At 65.6% G+C, this 13,955-nt stretch carries 12 protein-coding genes; 1 reads left to right on the top strand and 11 read right to left on the bottom strand.

Going from position 1 to position 13,955, the window contains the following annotated elements; genetic code table 11:
- Positions 1 to 166: 166 nt before the first annotated feature.
- The 5 genes from ACLEJU_RS20105 to ACLEJU_RS20125 form a co-directional block, all read right to left on the bottom strand.
- A complete protein-coding gene (locus tag ACLEJU_RS20105) occupies positions 167 to 1,087 on the bottom strand; it encodes a LysR substrate-binding domain-containing protein (protein ID WP_435424604.1) in 921 nt (306 codons plus the stop codon).
- A gap of 82 nt (positions 1,088 to 1,169) precedes the next feature.
- Positions 1,170 to 1,769: an START domain-containing protein gene (locus ACLEJU_RS20110; protein ID WP_435424605.1), complete on the bottom strand. Its 600-nt coding sequence runs from the start codon at positions 1,767 to 1,769 to the stop codon at positions 1,170 to 1,172.
- Between the two features lie 90 nt (positions 1,770 to 1,859).
- The gene (locus ACLEJU_RS20115) at positions 1,860 to 2,696 is read right to left on the bottom strand and encodes a bifunctional allantoicase/(S)-ureidoglycine aminohydrolase (protein ID WP_027918838.1); all 837 of its coding nucleotides are present in this window, start codon (positions 2,694 to 2,696) and stop codon (positions 1,860 to 1,862) included.
- 132 nt (positions 2,697 to 2,828) lie between these two features.
- A complete protein-coding gene (locus ACLEJU_RS20120; protein WP_435424606.1) occupies positions 2,829 to 4,193 on the bottom strand; it encodes an LLM class flavin-dependent oxidoreductase in 1,365 nt (454 codons plus the stop codon).
- Positions 4,194 to 4,209: 16 nt separating this feature from the next.
- Positions 4,210 to 5,181, bottom strand: coding sequence for an aliphatic sulfonate ABC transporter substrate-binding protein (locus tag ACLEJU_RS20125; protein ID WP_435424607.1), 972 nt, complete (start codon positions 5,179 to 5,181; stop codon positions 4,210 to 4,212).
- A 192-nt stretch (positions 5,182 to 5,373) separates the two neighbouring features.
- Here ACLEJU_RS20125 and ACLEJU_RS20130 point away from each other — a divergent pair, with 192 nt between their 5' ends.
- Positions 5,374 to 6,252, top strand: a complete 879-nt coding sequence (locus ACLEJU_RS20130) for an SMP-30/gluconolactonase/LRE family protein (RefSeq protein ID WP_435424608.1) — start codon at positions 5,374 to 5,376, stop codon at positions 6,250 to 6,252.
- On the opposite strand, the gene ACLEJU_RS20135 is transcribed toward ACLEJU_RS20130, so the two are convergent.
- The 6 genes from ACLEJU_RS20135 to ACLEJU_RS20160 form a co-directional block, all read right to left on the bottom strand.
- Positions 6,249 to 7,133: a DMT family transporter gene (locus ACLEJU_RS20135; RefSeq protein WP_435424609.1), complete on the bottom strand. Its 885-nt coding sequence runs from the start codon at positions 7,131 to 7,133 to the stop codon at positions 6,249 to 6,251. The two genes, ACLEJU_RS20130 and ACLEJU_RS20135, sit on opposite strands and share 4 nt — an antisense overlap.
- 42 nt (positions 7,134 to 7,175) lie before the next feature.
- Positions 7,176 to 7,838, bottom strand: a complete 663-nt coding sequence (locus ACLEJU_RS20140; protein WP_435424610.1) for a class I SAM-dependent methyltransferase — start codon at positions 7,836 to 7,838, stop codon at positions 7,176 to 7,178.
- A 27-nt stretch (positions 7,839 to 7,865) separates the two neighbouring features.
- Positions 7,866 to 8,687, bottom strand: coding sequence for a phosphatase PAP2 family protein (locus tag ACLEJU_RS20145; RefSeq protein WP_435424611.1), 822 nt, complete (start codon positions 8,685 to 8,687; stop codon positions 7,866 to 7,868).
- Between the two features lie 2 nt (positions 8,688 to 8,689).
- Positions 8,690 to 9,367: a histidine phosphatase family protein gene (locus ACLEJU_RS20150; protein WP_435424612.1), complete on the bottom strand. Its 678-nt coding sequence runs from the start codon at positions 9,365 to 9,367 to the stop codon at positions 8,690 to 8,692.
- An 80-nt stretch (positions 9,368 to 9,447) separates the two neighbouring features.
- Positions 9,448 to 10,821, bottom strand: a complete 1,374-nt coding sequence (locus ACLEJU_RS20155; protein WP_435424613.1) for an efflux transporter outer membrane subunit — start codon at positions 10,819 to 10,821, stop codon at positions 9,448 to 9,450.
- Positions 10,821 to 13,952: an efflux RND transporter permease subunit gene (locus ACLEJU_RS20160; RefSeq protein ID WP_435424614.1), complete on the bottom strand. Its 3,132-nt coding sequence runs from the start codon at positions 13,950 to 13,952 to the stop codon at positions 10,821 to 10,823. The genes ACLEJU_RS20155 and ACLEJU_RS20160 overlap by 1 nt, the downstream gene beginning before the upstream one ends.
- Between the last annotated feature and the right edge of the window lie 3 nt (positions 13,953 to 13,955).

Genomic DNA, 13,955 nt, shown 5'->3' on the forward strand with positions numbered 1-13,955 from the left:
CCCACCCCCCCCCTCCCCCCCCCCTCCCCCCCCCCCCACCCCCCCCTCTCCCCCCCCCCCCCCCCCCCCCCCCCCCCCCCCCCCCCCCCCTCCCCTTTCTCCCCCCCCCCCCCCCCCCCCCCCCCCCCAACCACGGCTCGCACAAGTACAGCGTAAGCCTGCGCGCTCAGCTACGCAGCCACTGCACCAGCCCCAGTACCGTGGCCGTGGTGTCGCGGCCATGGGGTACTACCAGATAGTACGCTTCGCGCGGTTTCACCACCAGGTCGGTCAGGCGCACCAGCTCGCCCGAGGCCAGCAGGTGATCGAGCATCCGCCCCCAACCCAATGCCACGCCATGGCCGTGCAGTGCGGCCTGAATGGTGTCGGTGTACAGGTGGCAGCGCAGCCCGTAATCGAGCTTCGGCGGGTTGCCGCCGAGGGCGCGGAACCAGGTTGGCCAGGTCATCCAACCCTCGGTGGTGGCATCGGCGTCGAGCAGGTCGGCGGTGTACAGGGCTTCGAGCGAGTCCGGCATGGCATGGCGTTCCAGCCAGGCTGGCGAACACACCGGAAAGACCTCTTCCTCGAACAACTGCAACGCAGTGCCATCCTCCCAGCGGCCATTGCCGTAGCGCACCAGCAGGTCGATGTCATGATTGCGCAGGTCGCCGGTGAACATCTGCGTCGCCAGGCGCAGGCGCACATGGGGCATGGCCGCGCGCAGGTTGCTCAGGCGCGGCATGACCCGCAGCTGGGAAAAGGTTGCGGTGGTGCTGAGCACCAGTTCCTGTTCGCTGCTGCCTTCACTGAGGCGGTCGAACATCGCCGCGATTTTCTGCAATGAATCGGACATCACCGCGAACATCGCCTGGCCTTCACTGGTCAGGCGGATGCCGCGGTGCAGGCGCTGGAACAGCTGGATCCCAAGGTTTTCCTCGAGCTGCCGGATTTGCTTGCTCACCGCCGCCTGGGTCACGCCCAGCTCACGGGCCGCCAGGGTGACACTGCTGTGCCGGGCGACCGCCTCGAATTCGAGAAGGGCGGTCATCGATGGGATGATGCGTCGGTAGCCTTTGTGCGTGTTGCCGTTTTCTTGTGTTTTCATGCGAAGTCCTGGCGAGGCACGACACGCTGGTCCGCGTCGCGCGCCGACAGTGGCAGAAAACGCGGCAGGGCGAAAGGGCTGCTCAGGGTTGGCGCTCGGCCACTGCACGCAAAGTCCGCAGCGTTACCACCGGAGCATCGACGACGAAGCGATTGGCCAGCCAGCCCGGCACGTCACCGGCAGGGTCAGCCTGCAGCTGGTAGGTCACCTCGGTTTGCCGCTCGCCGAGCGGCTTCATGACCCATTCGCCCGTCAGGTGCTGTACGCGGATCAACCCCGGCTCTTCTGGCAGGCGGTTCGGTTCGGCGCTCAGGTGCCGTACCAGGGTGCCGTCATCCAGGCGCTCGGTGCGGACCTTGAGAATGATGTCGCGCGGCAGGGTCGGCCACGGCAGGTTGGTGGTCAGGTAGACCCAGGTCGTGTCGCCCTCCACATCCAGCAAGCGCATCTGCTCGCAGGCGTACAGCCATTTGCATGCCACCCGCAGGTTTTCCTGAAGATCGGTGAGGGTGCGCACGCTGGCTTTCATGGTGCTGACGCCGCGGAACTGCTGATAGGGCGAATCCGGTGCCGCAGCCAGGTAAACACGAATACCTTCGCGGTCGTAGGCGATCTTCCAGTCATCAGCCGCCAGGCTGGCGCTGGAAGCAAGCAACAAGGCAAGCATCAGGCAGCGGTTCATGGCGAGCACCGCGCGAAGGGCAGGGCTTGTCAGTATGAGCGGCAAACAGAAAGCCCGCCAGGTGGCGGGCTTTCGGGCATCAGCCTGAACTCAACGCTGAGGGTTGAGGGTCAGGTGCACGTGGCGGTTCACGTCCTTGTACAGCAGGTAGCTGAACTTGCCTGGGCCGCCGGCGTAGCAGGCTTGCGGACAGAAGGCGCGCAGCCACATGAAGTCGCCGGCTTCCACTTCGACCCAGTCCTGGTTCAGGCGGTACACCGCCTTGCCTTCCAGCACATACAGGCCGTGTTCCATGACGTGGGTTTCTGCGAACGGAATCACGCCGCCCGGCTGGAAGGTGACGATGTTGACGTGCATGTCGTGGCGCATGTCGGCCATGTCGACGAAGCGGGTGGTGACCCAGCGGCCTTCGGTGCCCGGCATCTCGATGACGGTGGCGTTGTCGCGGTGGGTGACGAACGACTCAGGCACGGCCAGGCCTTCGACTTTCTGGTAGTGCTTGCGCAGCCAGTGGAAGGTGACGTTGGCCTTGCTGTTGTTGCGCAGGCTCCACTCGGCGCCCGGGGCCAGGAAGGCATAGCCGCCTGGGGTCAGGGTGTGGTGCTTGCCTTCGACGGTGATGTCCAGCTCGCCTTCGACGATGAACACCACGGCTTCGGCGTTCGGGTCCAGCTCAGGGCGCTCGCTGCCGCCTTCCGGGGCCACTTCGACGATGTACTGCGAGAAGGTTTCGGCAAAACCGGTCAGCGGGCGGGCGATGACCCACATGCGCATCTTGTCCCAGAACGGCAGGTGGCTGGTGACGATGTCACGCATCACGCCTTTGGGGATGACGGCATAGGCTTCGGTGAACATGGCACGGTCAGTCAGCAGCTCGGTCTGAGCTGGGTGCCCACCGTGGGGGGCGAAGTAGGAGTGGTTCGACATGAGCGGTCTCGACTTGTTGTTCTCTCCCCGTGCCTTGGACCACACCGGCCGGTGCGTGCAGGGGATGTGCGGACAGCATATGGGGCAGCCCGCATCATCCACAAATTAAATGTTGAAATACTCGACATTCAGTTACTGAATGCGAACGTGACGCCCCGCGTGGGCTTCGGGCAGCCGGTCGCCTCGGCCGAACAGCTTGTGGCGCAAGGTGCCGTCGGTGTAGTTCAGCGGGTAGCGGCCACGGCGCTGCAGCTCGGGTATCAGCAGGTCGACGACGTTGGCCAGGTCGTCTGGTTGCACCGCATAAGTGAGGTTGAAACCGTCGATGCCGGTCTGGTCGAGCCAGCGCTCCAGTTGATCGGTAATCTCTTCGGGCGAACCCACCAACACCGGGCCGCGCCCACCCAGGCCGACGAATTCGGCGGCTTCACGCACCGTCCAGCGGCGGTTCGGGTCGGCGGCGGTGAATGCCGCCAGCGCGGCACGGCCAGCATCGTTTTCGACATATTCGATGGGGGCATCCGGATCGAGGCCGGCGAAGTCGATACCGGTCCAGCCCGAAAGCAGGGCAAGCGCGGCGTCCAGGTCGACGTAGCGGCGGTATTCGGCAAAGCGTGCGTGGGCTTCCTGGGTGGTCGGCGCGACGATCAGCAGCGCCTGGGCATAGATCAGCACCTCGTCACGGTCGCGCCCGGCCAGCTCACTGGCCTGACGGATGCCGTCGGCGTAACGGCGCAGCACGGTGGGTGTCGGGCCACTGATGAACACACACTCGGCATGTCGGGCGGCGAACTGCTGGCCGCGCGCCGAGGCACCGGCCTGGAACAGCACCGGGGTGCGCTGGGGTGAGGGCTGGCACAGGTGCATGCCGGGCACCTGGAAATGCTCGCCGGCATGGCGGATGGGGTGCACTTTCGACGGTTCGATGTAGCGGCCGGTTTCACGCTCCAGCTGCACCGCGTCGTCTTCCCAGCTTTTTTCCCAGAGCTTGTACAGCACCTCCAGGTATTCCTCGGCCAGGTCGTAACGCTGGTCATGGCCCAGCTGGCGGGCCAGGCCCAGGTTGCGCGCGGCGCTGTCGAGGTAGCCGGTGACGATGTTCCAGCCGACCCGGCCATTGCTCAGGTGGTCGAGCGTGGACATGCGCCGGGCGAAGGGATAAGGATGTTCATAGGTCAGCGAAAAGGTGACGCCGAAGCCCAGGTGCTCGGTGACCCCGGCCATGGCCGGCACCAGCAGCAACGGGTCGTTGACCGGCACCTGCACGCCACCGCGCAGGGCGGCTTGCGGGCCACCCTGGTAGACGTCGTAGATACCCAGCACGTCGGCGATGAACAGTGCATCGAACAGTCCGCGCTCCAGCAGGCGGGCGAGGTCGGTCCAGTAATCGAGGCGGTTGAACGCCACGCTGGTGTTGCGCGGGTGGCGCCACAGCCCCGGGGACTGGTGGCTGGCGGCGTTCATGCTGAAGGCGTTGAAACGGATGTGGCGGGGCATTGCCTTCACTCCTGGTTCATGGCAATACAGAAGCCGGGTAGACGGCATCGGCCACCTGCAACTTGTGCGGGATCAGGCCCAGGCCCTGGAAGGTATCGGCCAGTTTCTGCTGCTCGGCGACGATCTGCGGGGTGATGGCCACGGCGTTATAGTTGCGCCGCTCGCTGGCCACCTCCAGCACACTGGCGCTGATGCCCAGTTGCGGTGCCAGCAGTGCGGCGACTTCGGCAGGCTTGGCATTGGCCCAATGGCTGACCTTGCCCAGCTCGCTGAAGAAGGTCTTCAGCAGGTCGCGGTGCTGGTCGGCGAAGGCAGCGGTGGACAGGTAGAAGGTGCGGTTGTTGGTCAGGCCGCTGCCATCGCGCAGGTTCTTCAGGCCCGGCTGGTTTTCGGCCGCTGCGAGGAACGGGTCCCACAGCGTCACGGCCTGCACGCTGCCCGATTGCAGGGCGGCGACGGCATCGGCGGCGTTGTTGACATAGGCCGGGGTGATGTCCTGATAGCTCAGGCCGGCCTGCTCCAGGGCCACCGCCAGCAGGTATTGGGCGTTCCAGCCGCGGCCGGTGGCCACGCGCTTGCCTTTGAGGTCCTGCACCGCGGTGAGGTGATCCTGCTCGCGCACCACCAGGCCGATGCCGCGCGGGTAGGGTTGTTCGGCAGCCAGGTAGACCACCGGCTTGCCGGCGGCCTGGGCGAATACCGATGGCGCGTCGGCAGCATGACCCAGGTCGATGGCGCCGGTACTCAGCGCTTCGAGCAGTTGCGGGCCCGCGGCGAACTCGTGCCAGCTGACCTTCACGCCTTGGAGCGCCAGGGCCTTTTCCAGCGCGCCGCTGCCTTTGAGGATGTTGATGCTGTTGAATTTCTGATAACCGATGCGCACGGTCTTGGTGTCTTCGGCGAAGGCGCTGGACCAGGGCAGCAGGCTGCTGGCGACGGTCGCGAAAAGGCCGCCGACGAGCAGGCGGCAAAGGCGGGAGAAAGGCATGGGCGTCGCTCCTTGAGCAGGGTGGGAAACGGTATACCCAGCCTAAGGAGGCGGCGTTTGGCTTTCAATTTTTTTATTCCATTTTGTTAGATTCTTTTGTTCTTTTTATATCCTTCTATTGCTATGTCGTCCGATGACGAAATTTTCACATCCTCTTGCTAGGATTCGGGCCAATCAAAAGGAGCCCCGTTCATGCCCATCCTGCGCCGGCGCAGCACCCGTATCGCCCTGACTGCCACCACTGGACTGGTGGCCGCCACCCTGGGCTTTTTCGCCTGGCAATCGTTTTACCCGGTGCAGGCCGCCACTGGCTGGAATGTCGAAGTGCTGCACCGCGACGTGGCCAAGGCCGCTTCGTTGCTGCCCCAGGCTGACGGCAGCCTGCTGGTCAGCCGCGAGTTGGATGACGGCAAAGGCAGCATTCTCAAGATCTCCGCCAACGGCGACCGCGTGGTGCTGATCGACAACCTGTCCAAGCCCGACGGCATGGTCGCGGCCCAAAGTGGCTGGGTGTTCAGCCAGGAAGGCGGTCAAGCACCGGTCAGCCTGTCCCGCGATGGCCAGGTCACCCACCTGTTCGACGGTAACAGTGTGCAGGGGCTGTGGAACGATGGCGATCACCTGTATGCCATCGAAGACCGCAAGGGCAATGGGCGCCTGATGCGTTATGACTGGGCCAGCGGCCAGCTCGAAGTGCTGCGCTCGGGGCTGACCGAAACCGAAGGCCTGACCCGCTGCGCCGACGGCCGCCTGCTGTACACCGAAAAAGGCACCGGCATCGTTCGTGCGTTATCCGACGACGGCAAAGACCCGGTAGTGGTCGATGGCCTGCGCCATCCCACCTTCCTGATGTGCGACCAGCGCGGCCTGTGGATCAGCGAAGATAACACCCACCGCGCACGCCTGCTGCGGGTGGATGCCGACGGCACCCAGCACGTGGTACTGACCTTCCTCAAGGCGCCGCAGTCGATCATCGCCGATGGCAAGGGTGGTTACCTGCTCGCCGAAGGCGGGCGCAATCGCGTACTGCAGCTGACCCCGCCTGCCGACGAGGCCACTGCCCAGCGTTAACTGGGCAGGCGGCGCTTGCGCCCCGGCATCAGGCCCAGCACCAGCAGGCAGCCTAGCAGGATCACCAGACCACCTGCGGCCTGCAGCAGGCTCAGGGCTTCGCCAAGGAACAGCGCGCCGACCAGAACCGCCACCAGGGTCACGACGAACTCGACACTGATGGCGCGCGTCGCACCGATGCGTGCCACCAGGCCGAAGTACAACACGTAGGTGGTGGCGCTCATGACACTGCCGCTGAGCGCCAGGTACAGCCAGTCGCTGGCCTGCGGCAGGGTCGGCACCGGGACTATCAACAGCAATGGCAAGGTCAGCAGGCCGCCGGCCAGGAATGCGCCGCCGGTCACGGTCCACGGGTCCTGCCCGCGCAGGTGCAGGCTGGCGTAGTTGCTGCCGAAGGCCGCGCACACGCAGCCGAACAGCGAAGCGAGGCAGCCGTGGATGAAGTCCTCGGTCACCGCCTGTGCCGGGAAGCCCACCAGCATGACCATACCCAGCAGGCCCAGCAACAAGCCGATCAGGCCTTGCGGGCTGATCTTCTCCAGGCCCCAGACCCGGCCGATGATCATCGAGAACAGCGGAATGGTCGCGACGAAGATCGCGGCCATGGCCGTGCCGATGCGCGGGGTGGCATAGGACAGGCCGATCAGCTGCCCGGCGACGGTGGTGGCGCCGACCACCAGCAGCGGCTTGAGCAGCGGACGCAGGCGCAAGGTGCGGCCCAGCAGGGCGGCGAGGGTGGCCAGGGTGCCGCCGGCAATGAAGGCGCGCAGGCTTACCGCGCCGACCCAGCCGAAGGCATGCACCACCTTGAGCACCACCAGAAAGGAAAAGCCCCAGGCGATGGCCAGGAACAGGTAGGCGGCGATATCGCGCGGTTGCATGGGGCAGGGTCCATCCAGCGAGAGGGACCGCAGGCTAGCAGGTTATTGAGCGACGATCAGCAGCGACTGCGGGACCGGGCTCTGCGGATGCTGCGGCTCCTGCAGGCTCAGTAACTTGAACCCCGCCATGTCCAAGGCATTCAGCCAGCTGGTCAAGGTCCGGAAGTACCAAGGCATCGGCCGCCATTCCCCGACGAAGCCTGCAAACGACTCCTCGCGCCAGCCATCCTGATAGTCCCCGCCTGCCACGCTCCAGGGGTGCAGGGTCTGGATCACCAGCGCGCCGCCAGGCGTCAGCAGGGCTTTCATGGCCGTCAGCAAGGGGATGATGTCTTGATGCAGCAGGGCGAAATTGGCGCAGATCAGCTCATAGCCGCTGCCGATATTCACCTCGCCTGCGGCCAGCTGCGCATAGCTGGCCTGGTGCACGTGCGGCGAGCCTGCGGCCCGCGAAGCCTCTACCAGCGCGGCGTCGCCGTCCACGCCCGTCACCTCGATGCCACGATCGGCCAGCGCCCGCAGCAACCAGCCTTCGCCGCAGCCCAGGTCCAGCACCCGCTCGGGCTGGCGACCGAGGATCGCCAGCAGGATCGCCTGGTCGGTGACCTGCCGGCGGCTCTCGATGGCGCCGCCACGTATTGCATCTATCCAGGCCCGGGCGTTGTGCTGCCAGCTGTGCAGCAGGGCATCTTCGGGGGTGGGCATGTCGGTGTTCCTGAGCAGTGGGACTGCTCAAGCATAGGCGTTCGCCGACGTCTTGTCCGAAGGGGCCCGGGCCGGAGCCTGAAGCGCCTCGCGACCGTAGAAGCCCAGGGCGGTGGCCCAGGTGGTCAGCCACACGAAAATCCCGGCCCAGAAGGTATGGGACATGTAATGCCAGCCTTGCAGTACGCGGGTGGTGCCATAGACGAAGCCGATCAGCAGGATGGCCACCAACAGCTTGCGCGCATGCTGCCAGCGGTAACGCAGCGCCACGAAGTACAGCGCCAGCAGGGTGAAACCGCTGGAAGCGTGGCCGCCCGGCCAGCAACGACCTTCCCCCGCCTTGCTGAACCAGCGGAAGTTCTCGTACCACTCCCCGTGCGCCTCGGGGCCGCCGTAGAGGGTGGTTTCCACCGGGCAATACACGCTGGTGTGGCTTTTCAGGTAATGGATAACCGTGGTGCTCAGGGCAAATGCCACCACCACGAACAGGAAGTCGCGGCGATGACGGCTGGTAAAGCGCAGCACCGGGCTGATTCTGGCGGCATTCAGGCCGCGGGTGATCAGCGCGTCGGGGTGGTTGGCCAGGCGGGGCCAGATGAACGATAGCAACGAGCCGATGATCGCCGCCTCGCCGGTCCAGTTCGGCAGGATGCGTGGCCATTTGTGGGTCACTTTTTCGAACAGCTGGTCATGCAGCAGCGGGAACTGCCCGCTGACCGGGTCGAGCAGCAGGTTACTGATCCAGCGGTCCAGCGTGGTGAGGTCGAACAGCAGGAACGTGATTGCGGCCAGCAACAGCGGCAACAGCAAGTTGTTGACGTAGAACGTGGTGCGTGAAGAACCGGGCATGCTTACTTCCCTGTGGCGCTGTTGAGTGTCTGCCATTGATTGGCGTTGAGTTGCCCGAGCAAGTGTGCCTTGCCGTTGCTGTCTTTGCTGACGAACAGTGCACTGGCATAGCCGGCAACGCGTTCGCCGCCCGCGACGCGCAGCTCGCGTTCAAGGTGGTCGATGCAGCCGCTGTGGGTGACCAGCACCAGGTTGCGGCCCTCGCGCTTGTGCGCCAGGGCGGCGTTGGCAAAGGTGCTGTCACAGCGCGCCAGCCAGTCCTGGGTTTCGATGGCCTTGCCGAAGACGAACGAGGCGGTCTGCTGGGTGCGGACTTCCGGGCTGCTGAGGATATCGGCATTGGCCAGGCCCAGGCGGCGAACGCCGTCGCCAACGGCGGCTGCGGCCTGGCCGCCGTCCACAGTGATGCCGGCAGGGTCGCCAAGGCAGGCATGGTTGGAGCGGTCGCAGCGCTCGGCATGGCGGATCAGCACAATCATGTTGCCGCTGTTCCAGGCGCTGTAGACGCCCTGTTCGCTCATCAATTGCGAGCTGCCGAGGTTAGTGACATGCGTACGCAACACGTGCCAGAGGCCGAACGCCGTGAACGCCAGCAACAATGCCAGCAGCCAGGCAACAGGCAGTTTCCGGCGTTTCAGGCGCACAAGGCGCGGGTGCGTCGCAATTACATTTTCCAGCATGCTGCCACTCCGAGGACAAGGCTGGCTGCACCTTATCCTCGGCTTTGTGGCCCAATAGTGAAGCGGATGTGAAAATTGTCTTATCCCTGCCAGCCCCCGCCGAGCGTCTTGTACAGGGTCACCCGGTTGATCTGCTCGGCCAGTCGCAGGCTGATCAGCGACTGTTGCGCGGAATAGAGCGAGCGCTGGGCGTCGAGCACATCGAGGAAACTGTCCGAGCCTTGCTTGTACAGCGCCAGCGACAGGCTGTAGCTGGTCTGGGTGGCATCGGTCAGGTTGCGCTGGGCGTCGAGCCGTTCATTGATGTGGGCGCGTATCGAAAGCGCATCGGCCACTTCGCTGAAGGCGGTCTGCAAGGTCTTTTCATAGGTGGCCACTTCGATCTCGCGACTGACCTTGGCCGCGTCCAGGCTGGCGCGGTTGCTGCCGGCGTTGAAGATCGGCAGGTTGATCGACGGGGCAAAGCTCCAGGCGCCGCTGCCGCCCTTGAACAGCCCGGACAACTGACTGCTGGCACTGCCGCCGTTGGCGGTGAGGGTGACGCTGGGGAAGAACTCTGCCCGGGCCGCGCCGATGTCAGCGTTGGCTGCCTTCAGCGTGTGCTCGGCGGCCAGCACGTCGGGGCGGCGCTGCAGCAACGTCGAAGGCAGGCCTGCTGGCACACTGACCAGCAGCGCGATATTGCCCTGGCTGTCATCCGGCAACAACGTGCTGTCCACACGCTGACCGACCAGCAGTTCCAGCGCGTTGCGGTTCTGCTCGACCTGGCTGGCGTAATTCGCAGCATCGGCGCGGGCCGACTCCGCGGTACTGCGGGCCTGGGCCAGGCTTACCCCGGACTCGCCACCCAGGCCGTGGCCCTGTTGCACCAGGGCGTAGGTCTTCTGCTGGCTGGCGTAGGTTTCGTTGGCTAGCTTGAGCAGCTGCTGGTCAGCGGCCAGGGTCATCCACGCGCTGGCCACTTCGGCCACCAGGCTGATCTGGGTGCTGCGGCGGGTCTGCTCCAGGGCGAGGTACTGTTCCAGGGCGGCGTCCTTGAGGTTGCCCAGGCGCCCGAACAGGTCCAGCTCGTAACTGCTGACGCCGAGGCCGACGCTGTACTGGCTGCTGACCGAGGTCGTGCCGTTGGACAGCGCGCGCTGGCGAGTGCCATCGGCCGTGGCCGACACCGCGGGCAGCAGCGCGGCGCGCTGGATGCGGTATTGCGCCTGCTGGTACTCGACGTTCAGCCCCGCCACCCGCAGGTCGCGGTTGTTGGCCAGGGCCAGGGTTACGGTGTCGCGCAGACGGCTGTCGACGAACAGCGATTGCCAACTGATGTCGGCGCTGGTCGCGCTGTTACTGGTGGTCGTCGGCCACTGCTCGGCCACTGGCGCCGCCGGGCGCTGGTAGTCGGGGGCCAGGTTGACGCAGCCGGTCAGGGCCAGCGCCAGCAAGAGGGGGGACAGGCGCATCAGGCTTCTCCTGCAACGGTTGCGGTGCTGTTGGCGCGGCGCCCGGCCTGGCGTTGCACCAGCACATAGAACAAAGGAATGAAGAACAGACCAAGCACGGTGGCGGCCAGCATGCCACCCAGCACGCCGGTACCGATCGCCTGCCGCCCGCCCGCGCCGGCGCCGCTGCTCAGTGCCAGCGGCAGCACGCCGAGGATGAACGCCAGCGAAGTCATCAGCACTGGGCGCAGGCGGATGCGCACGGCCTCCAGGGTGGCAGTGAGCAAGTCCTGGTCGCGCGCGTAACCTTCCTTGGCGAACTCGACGATCAGGATCGCGTTCTTCGCCGCCAGGCCCACGGTGGTCAACAACCCGACCTGGAAGTACACGTCGTTGGCCAGCCCGCGCAGGCCGGTCAGCAGCAGCGCGCCGAGGATGCCCACCGGCACCACCAGCATCACGGCAAACGGCACCGACCAGCTTTCGTACAGGGCAGCCAGGCACAGGAATACGAACAGGATCGAAATGGCGTACAGCAGTGGTGCCTGGTTGCCGGCCAGGCGCTCCTGATACGACTGCCCGGCCCAGGCGTAGCCGATGCCATTGGGTAATTGCGCCATGATCTGCTCGACTGCGGTCATCGCATCGCCGGAGCTGACACCCGCTGCCGGCTCGCCCACCAGCTCGTACGAACCGAAACCGTTGAAGCGCTCCAGCAGCGGCGAAGCGGTGCTCCATGAAGTGCTGGTGAAGGCCGACAGCGGCACCATGGCGTCGCTGTCGTTGCGCACGTACCAGGCGCCGATGTCCTCGGCCTGCATGCGCTTGTCGGCCTGGCCCTGCAGGTAGACCTTCTTCACCCGCCCGGCATCGATGAAGTCGTTGACGTAGCTGCCGCCCATCACCGTGCTCAGGGTGGCGTTGATGTCGCTGGCGGCAACGCCCATGGCGCCGGCCTTGCGGTCATCGATGACAACGTTCAGCTGGGGGGTGTCTTCCAGGCCCTGGACGCGCACGTTGGCCAGGCGCGGGTCCTTGGCAGCCAGGGCGATGAACTGGTTGCGCGCCTTGAGCAGCTCGGCATGGCCGAGGCCGCCCAGGTCCTGCAGTTGCACATCGAAACCGGAGCTCTGGCCCAGGCCCTGGATGGCCGGCGGGGCGATGACGAAGACGTTGGCGTCGAGGATCGACGACAGCGCCATGTTGGCCCGGCGCGCCACAGCTGCCGCGCTGTGTTCGTCGCCCTGACGCTCGCGCCAGTCCTTGAGCTTGATGAAGCCGCGCCCGGAGTTCTGCGCATTACCGCCATTGCCCAGGCCACGCACGGTCAGGATCGAATCGACTTCCGGCTGCGCGAGCATGTAATCCTGCACCTGGCGGCTCACGGCCTGCAGGCGCTGGTCGGTGCCGCCGACCGGCAGGGTCAATTGCATCATCAGCATGCCTTGGTCCTCCTCGGGCAGAAACGCAGTCGGCAGCTTCTGGAACATCAGCGCCACGCCGCCGAGCACCAGGGCATACACCAGCAGGCTGCGCAGTGGTCGCGCCAGCACCTTGCCGACGGCTCGCTGGTAGCGCTCGGACATGCGCTCGAAATTGCCGTTGAACCAGCCGAAGAAGCCGCGCCGCGTGACGCCGTGGTCGGCCAGCGGCTTGAGCAGGGTGGCGCACAGCGCTGGCGTCAGGGTCATGGCCACCAGCACCGACAGGGCCATGGCCGCGACCAGGGTCACCGAGAACTGCCGGTAGATCACCCCGGTGGAACCGCCGAAGCAGGCCATGGGGATGAACACCGCCGACAGCACCACGGCGATGCCGACCAGCGCGCCGCTGATCTCGACCATCGACTGGCGCGTCGCCTCGCGGGGTGCAAGGCCTCTTTCGGCCATGATGCGCTCGACGTTCTCCACCACCACGATGGCATCGTCCACCAGCAGGCCGATGGCCAGCACCATGCCGAACATGGTCAGGGTGTTGATCGAGTAGCCGAGCAAGGCCAGTACCCCGAACGTACCGAGCAGTACGACCGGTACGGCGATGGCCGGGATCAGCGTGGCGCGCAGGTTCTGTATGAACAGGTACATGATCAGCACCACCAGGGCGATGGCTTCGAACAGCGTCTTGACCACTTCCTCTATGGAGATCTTCACGAACGGCGCGGTGTTGTAGGCCACCTCGCTGCGCAACTGCAGCTTGCTGGGGAAGAACTGCTGCAGCTCGGCCAGCTTGGCCTGCACCGCTTCGGCAACGTCCAGGGCGTTGGCGCCCGTGGCCAGGCTCACCGCCAGGCCGCCGGACGGCCGGCCGTTGTGCTCGGCGACCACATCGTAGCTTTCGCTGCCCAGCTCGACCCGGGCCACGTCGGCCAGGGTCACCACGGCGCCGGCGCTGTTGTGCTTGAGCACCACGTCACGGAACTGGGCGGCGGTCTGCAGCTTGCTGCGGGCGTTGATGGTGGCATTGAGTTGCTGCCCGGCGCGGGCGGGCAGGGCGCCGAGCTGGCCGGCCGAGGTGTCGACGTTCTGTGCTTCCAGCGCACTGCTCACGTCTGATGGCATCAGCGCATATTGCTTGAGCTTGTCCGGGTCGAGCCAGATGCGCATGGCGTAGCTCGAGCCCAGGGTGGTCACCTCGCCGACGCCGCTGACCCGGCTGATCTGGTCGTACAGGGTGCTGGAGATAAAGTCGCTGATGTCGGTGGCGCCGATGTCGGGGTTGTCCGACACCAGGGAGACGATGATCAGGAAGTCGCTGGCCGAGTTGTGGATCTCGATGCCTTGCTGCTGCACCGTGTCGGGCAGCCGTGCCTTGGCCTGTTCCAGCTTGGTCTGCACCAGCATCTGCGCGGTGTTGATGTCGGTACCGGCCTCGAAGGTCAGTGTGATCTTGGCGCTGCCCGACGAGCTGCTGCTCGACGACATGTAGGTCAGGCCGTCGAGGCCGGTCATCTGCTGCTCGATGACCTGGGTCACCGAGTCCTCCATGGTCTTGGCCGACGCACCGGTGTAGGTGGCGCTGAGGCTGATCTGCGGCGGGGCGATGTTGGGGTACTGCGCCAGCGGCAGCTTGAAGATGGCCAGGCCGCCGCCGAGCATCACCAGGATGGCGATGACCCAGGCGAAAATCGGCCGGTCGATGAAGAAACGTGCCATGTA

The organism is Pseudomonas sp. SMN11 (assembly GCF_052041945.1).
GTDB lineage: Bacteria > Pseudomonadota > Gammaproteobacteria > Pseudomonadales > Pseudomonadaceae > Aquipseudomonas.

Bases quoted from the DNA above. Each gene is read 5' to 3' on its own strand.
- ACLEJU_RS20105 (WP_435424604.1), bottom strand. From the start codon at position 1,087: ATGAAAACACAAGAAAACGGCAACACGCACAAAGGCTACCGACGCATC.
- ACLEJU_RS20110 (WP_435424605.1), bottom strand. From the start codon at position 1,769: ATGAACCGCTGCCTGATGCTTGCCTTGTTGCTTGCTTCCAGCGCCAGC.
- ACLEJU_RS20115 (WP_027918838.1), bottom strand. From the start codon at position 2,696: ATGTCGAACCACTCCTACTTCGCCCCCCACGGTGGGCACCCAGCTCAG.
- ACLEJU_RS20120 (WP_435424606.1), bottom strand. From the start codon at position 4,193: ATGCCCCGCCACATCCGTTTCAACGCCTTCAGCATGAACGCCGCCAGC.
- ACLEJU_RS20125 (WP_435424607.1), bottom strand. From the start codon at position 5,181: ATGCCTTTCTCCCGCCTTTGCCGCCTGCTCGTCGGCGGCCTTTTCGCG.
- ACLEJU_RS20130 (WP_435424608.1), top strand. From the start codon at position 5,374: ATGCCCATCCTGCGCCGGCGCAGCACCCGTATCGCCCTGACTGCCACC.
- ACLEJU_RS20135 (WP_435424609.1), bottom strand. From the start codon at position 7,133: ATGCAACCGCGCGATATCGCCGCCTACCTGTTCCTGGCCATCGCCTGG.
- ACLEJU_RS20140 (WP_435424610.1), bottom strand. From the start codon at position 7,838: ATGCCCACCCCCGAAGATGCCCTGCTGCACAGCTGGCAGCACAACGCC.
- ACLEJU_RS20145 (WP_435424611.1), bottom strand. From the start codon at position 8,687: ATGCCCGGTTCTTCACGCACCACGTTCTACGTCAACAACTTGCTGTTG.
- ACLEJU_RS20150 (WP_435424612.1), bottom strand. From the start codon at position 9,367: ATGCTGGAAAATGTAATTGCGACGCACCCGCGCCTTGTGCGCCTGAAA.
- ACLEJU_RS20155 (WP_435424613.1), bottom strand. From the start codon at position 10,821: ATGCGCCTGTCCCCCCTCTTGCTGGCGCTGGCCCTGACCGGCTGCGTC.
- ACLEJU_RS20160 (WP_435424614.1), bottom strand. From the start codon at position 13,952: ATGGCACGTTTCTTCATCGACCGGCCGATTTTCGCCTGGGTCATCGCC.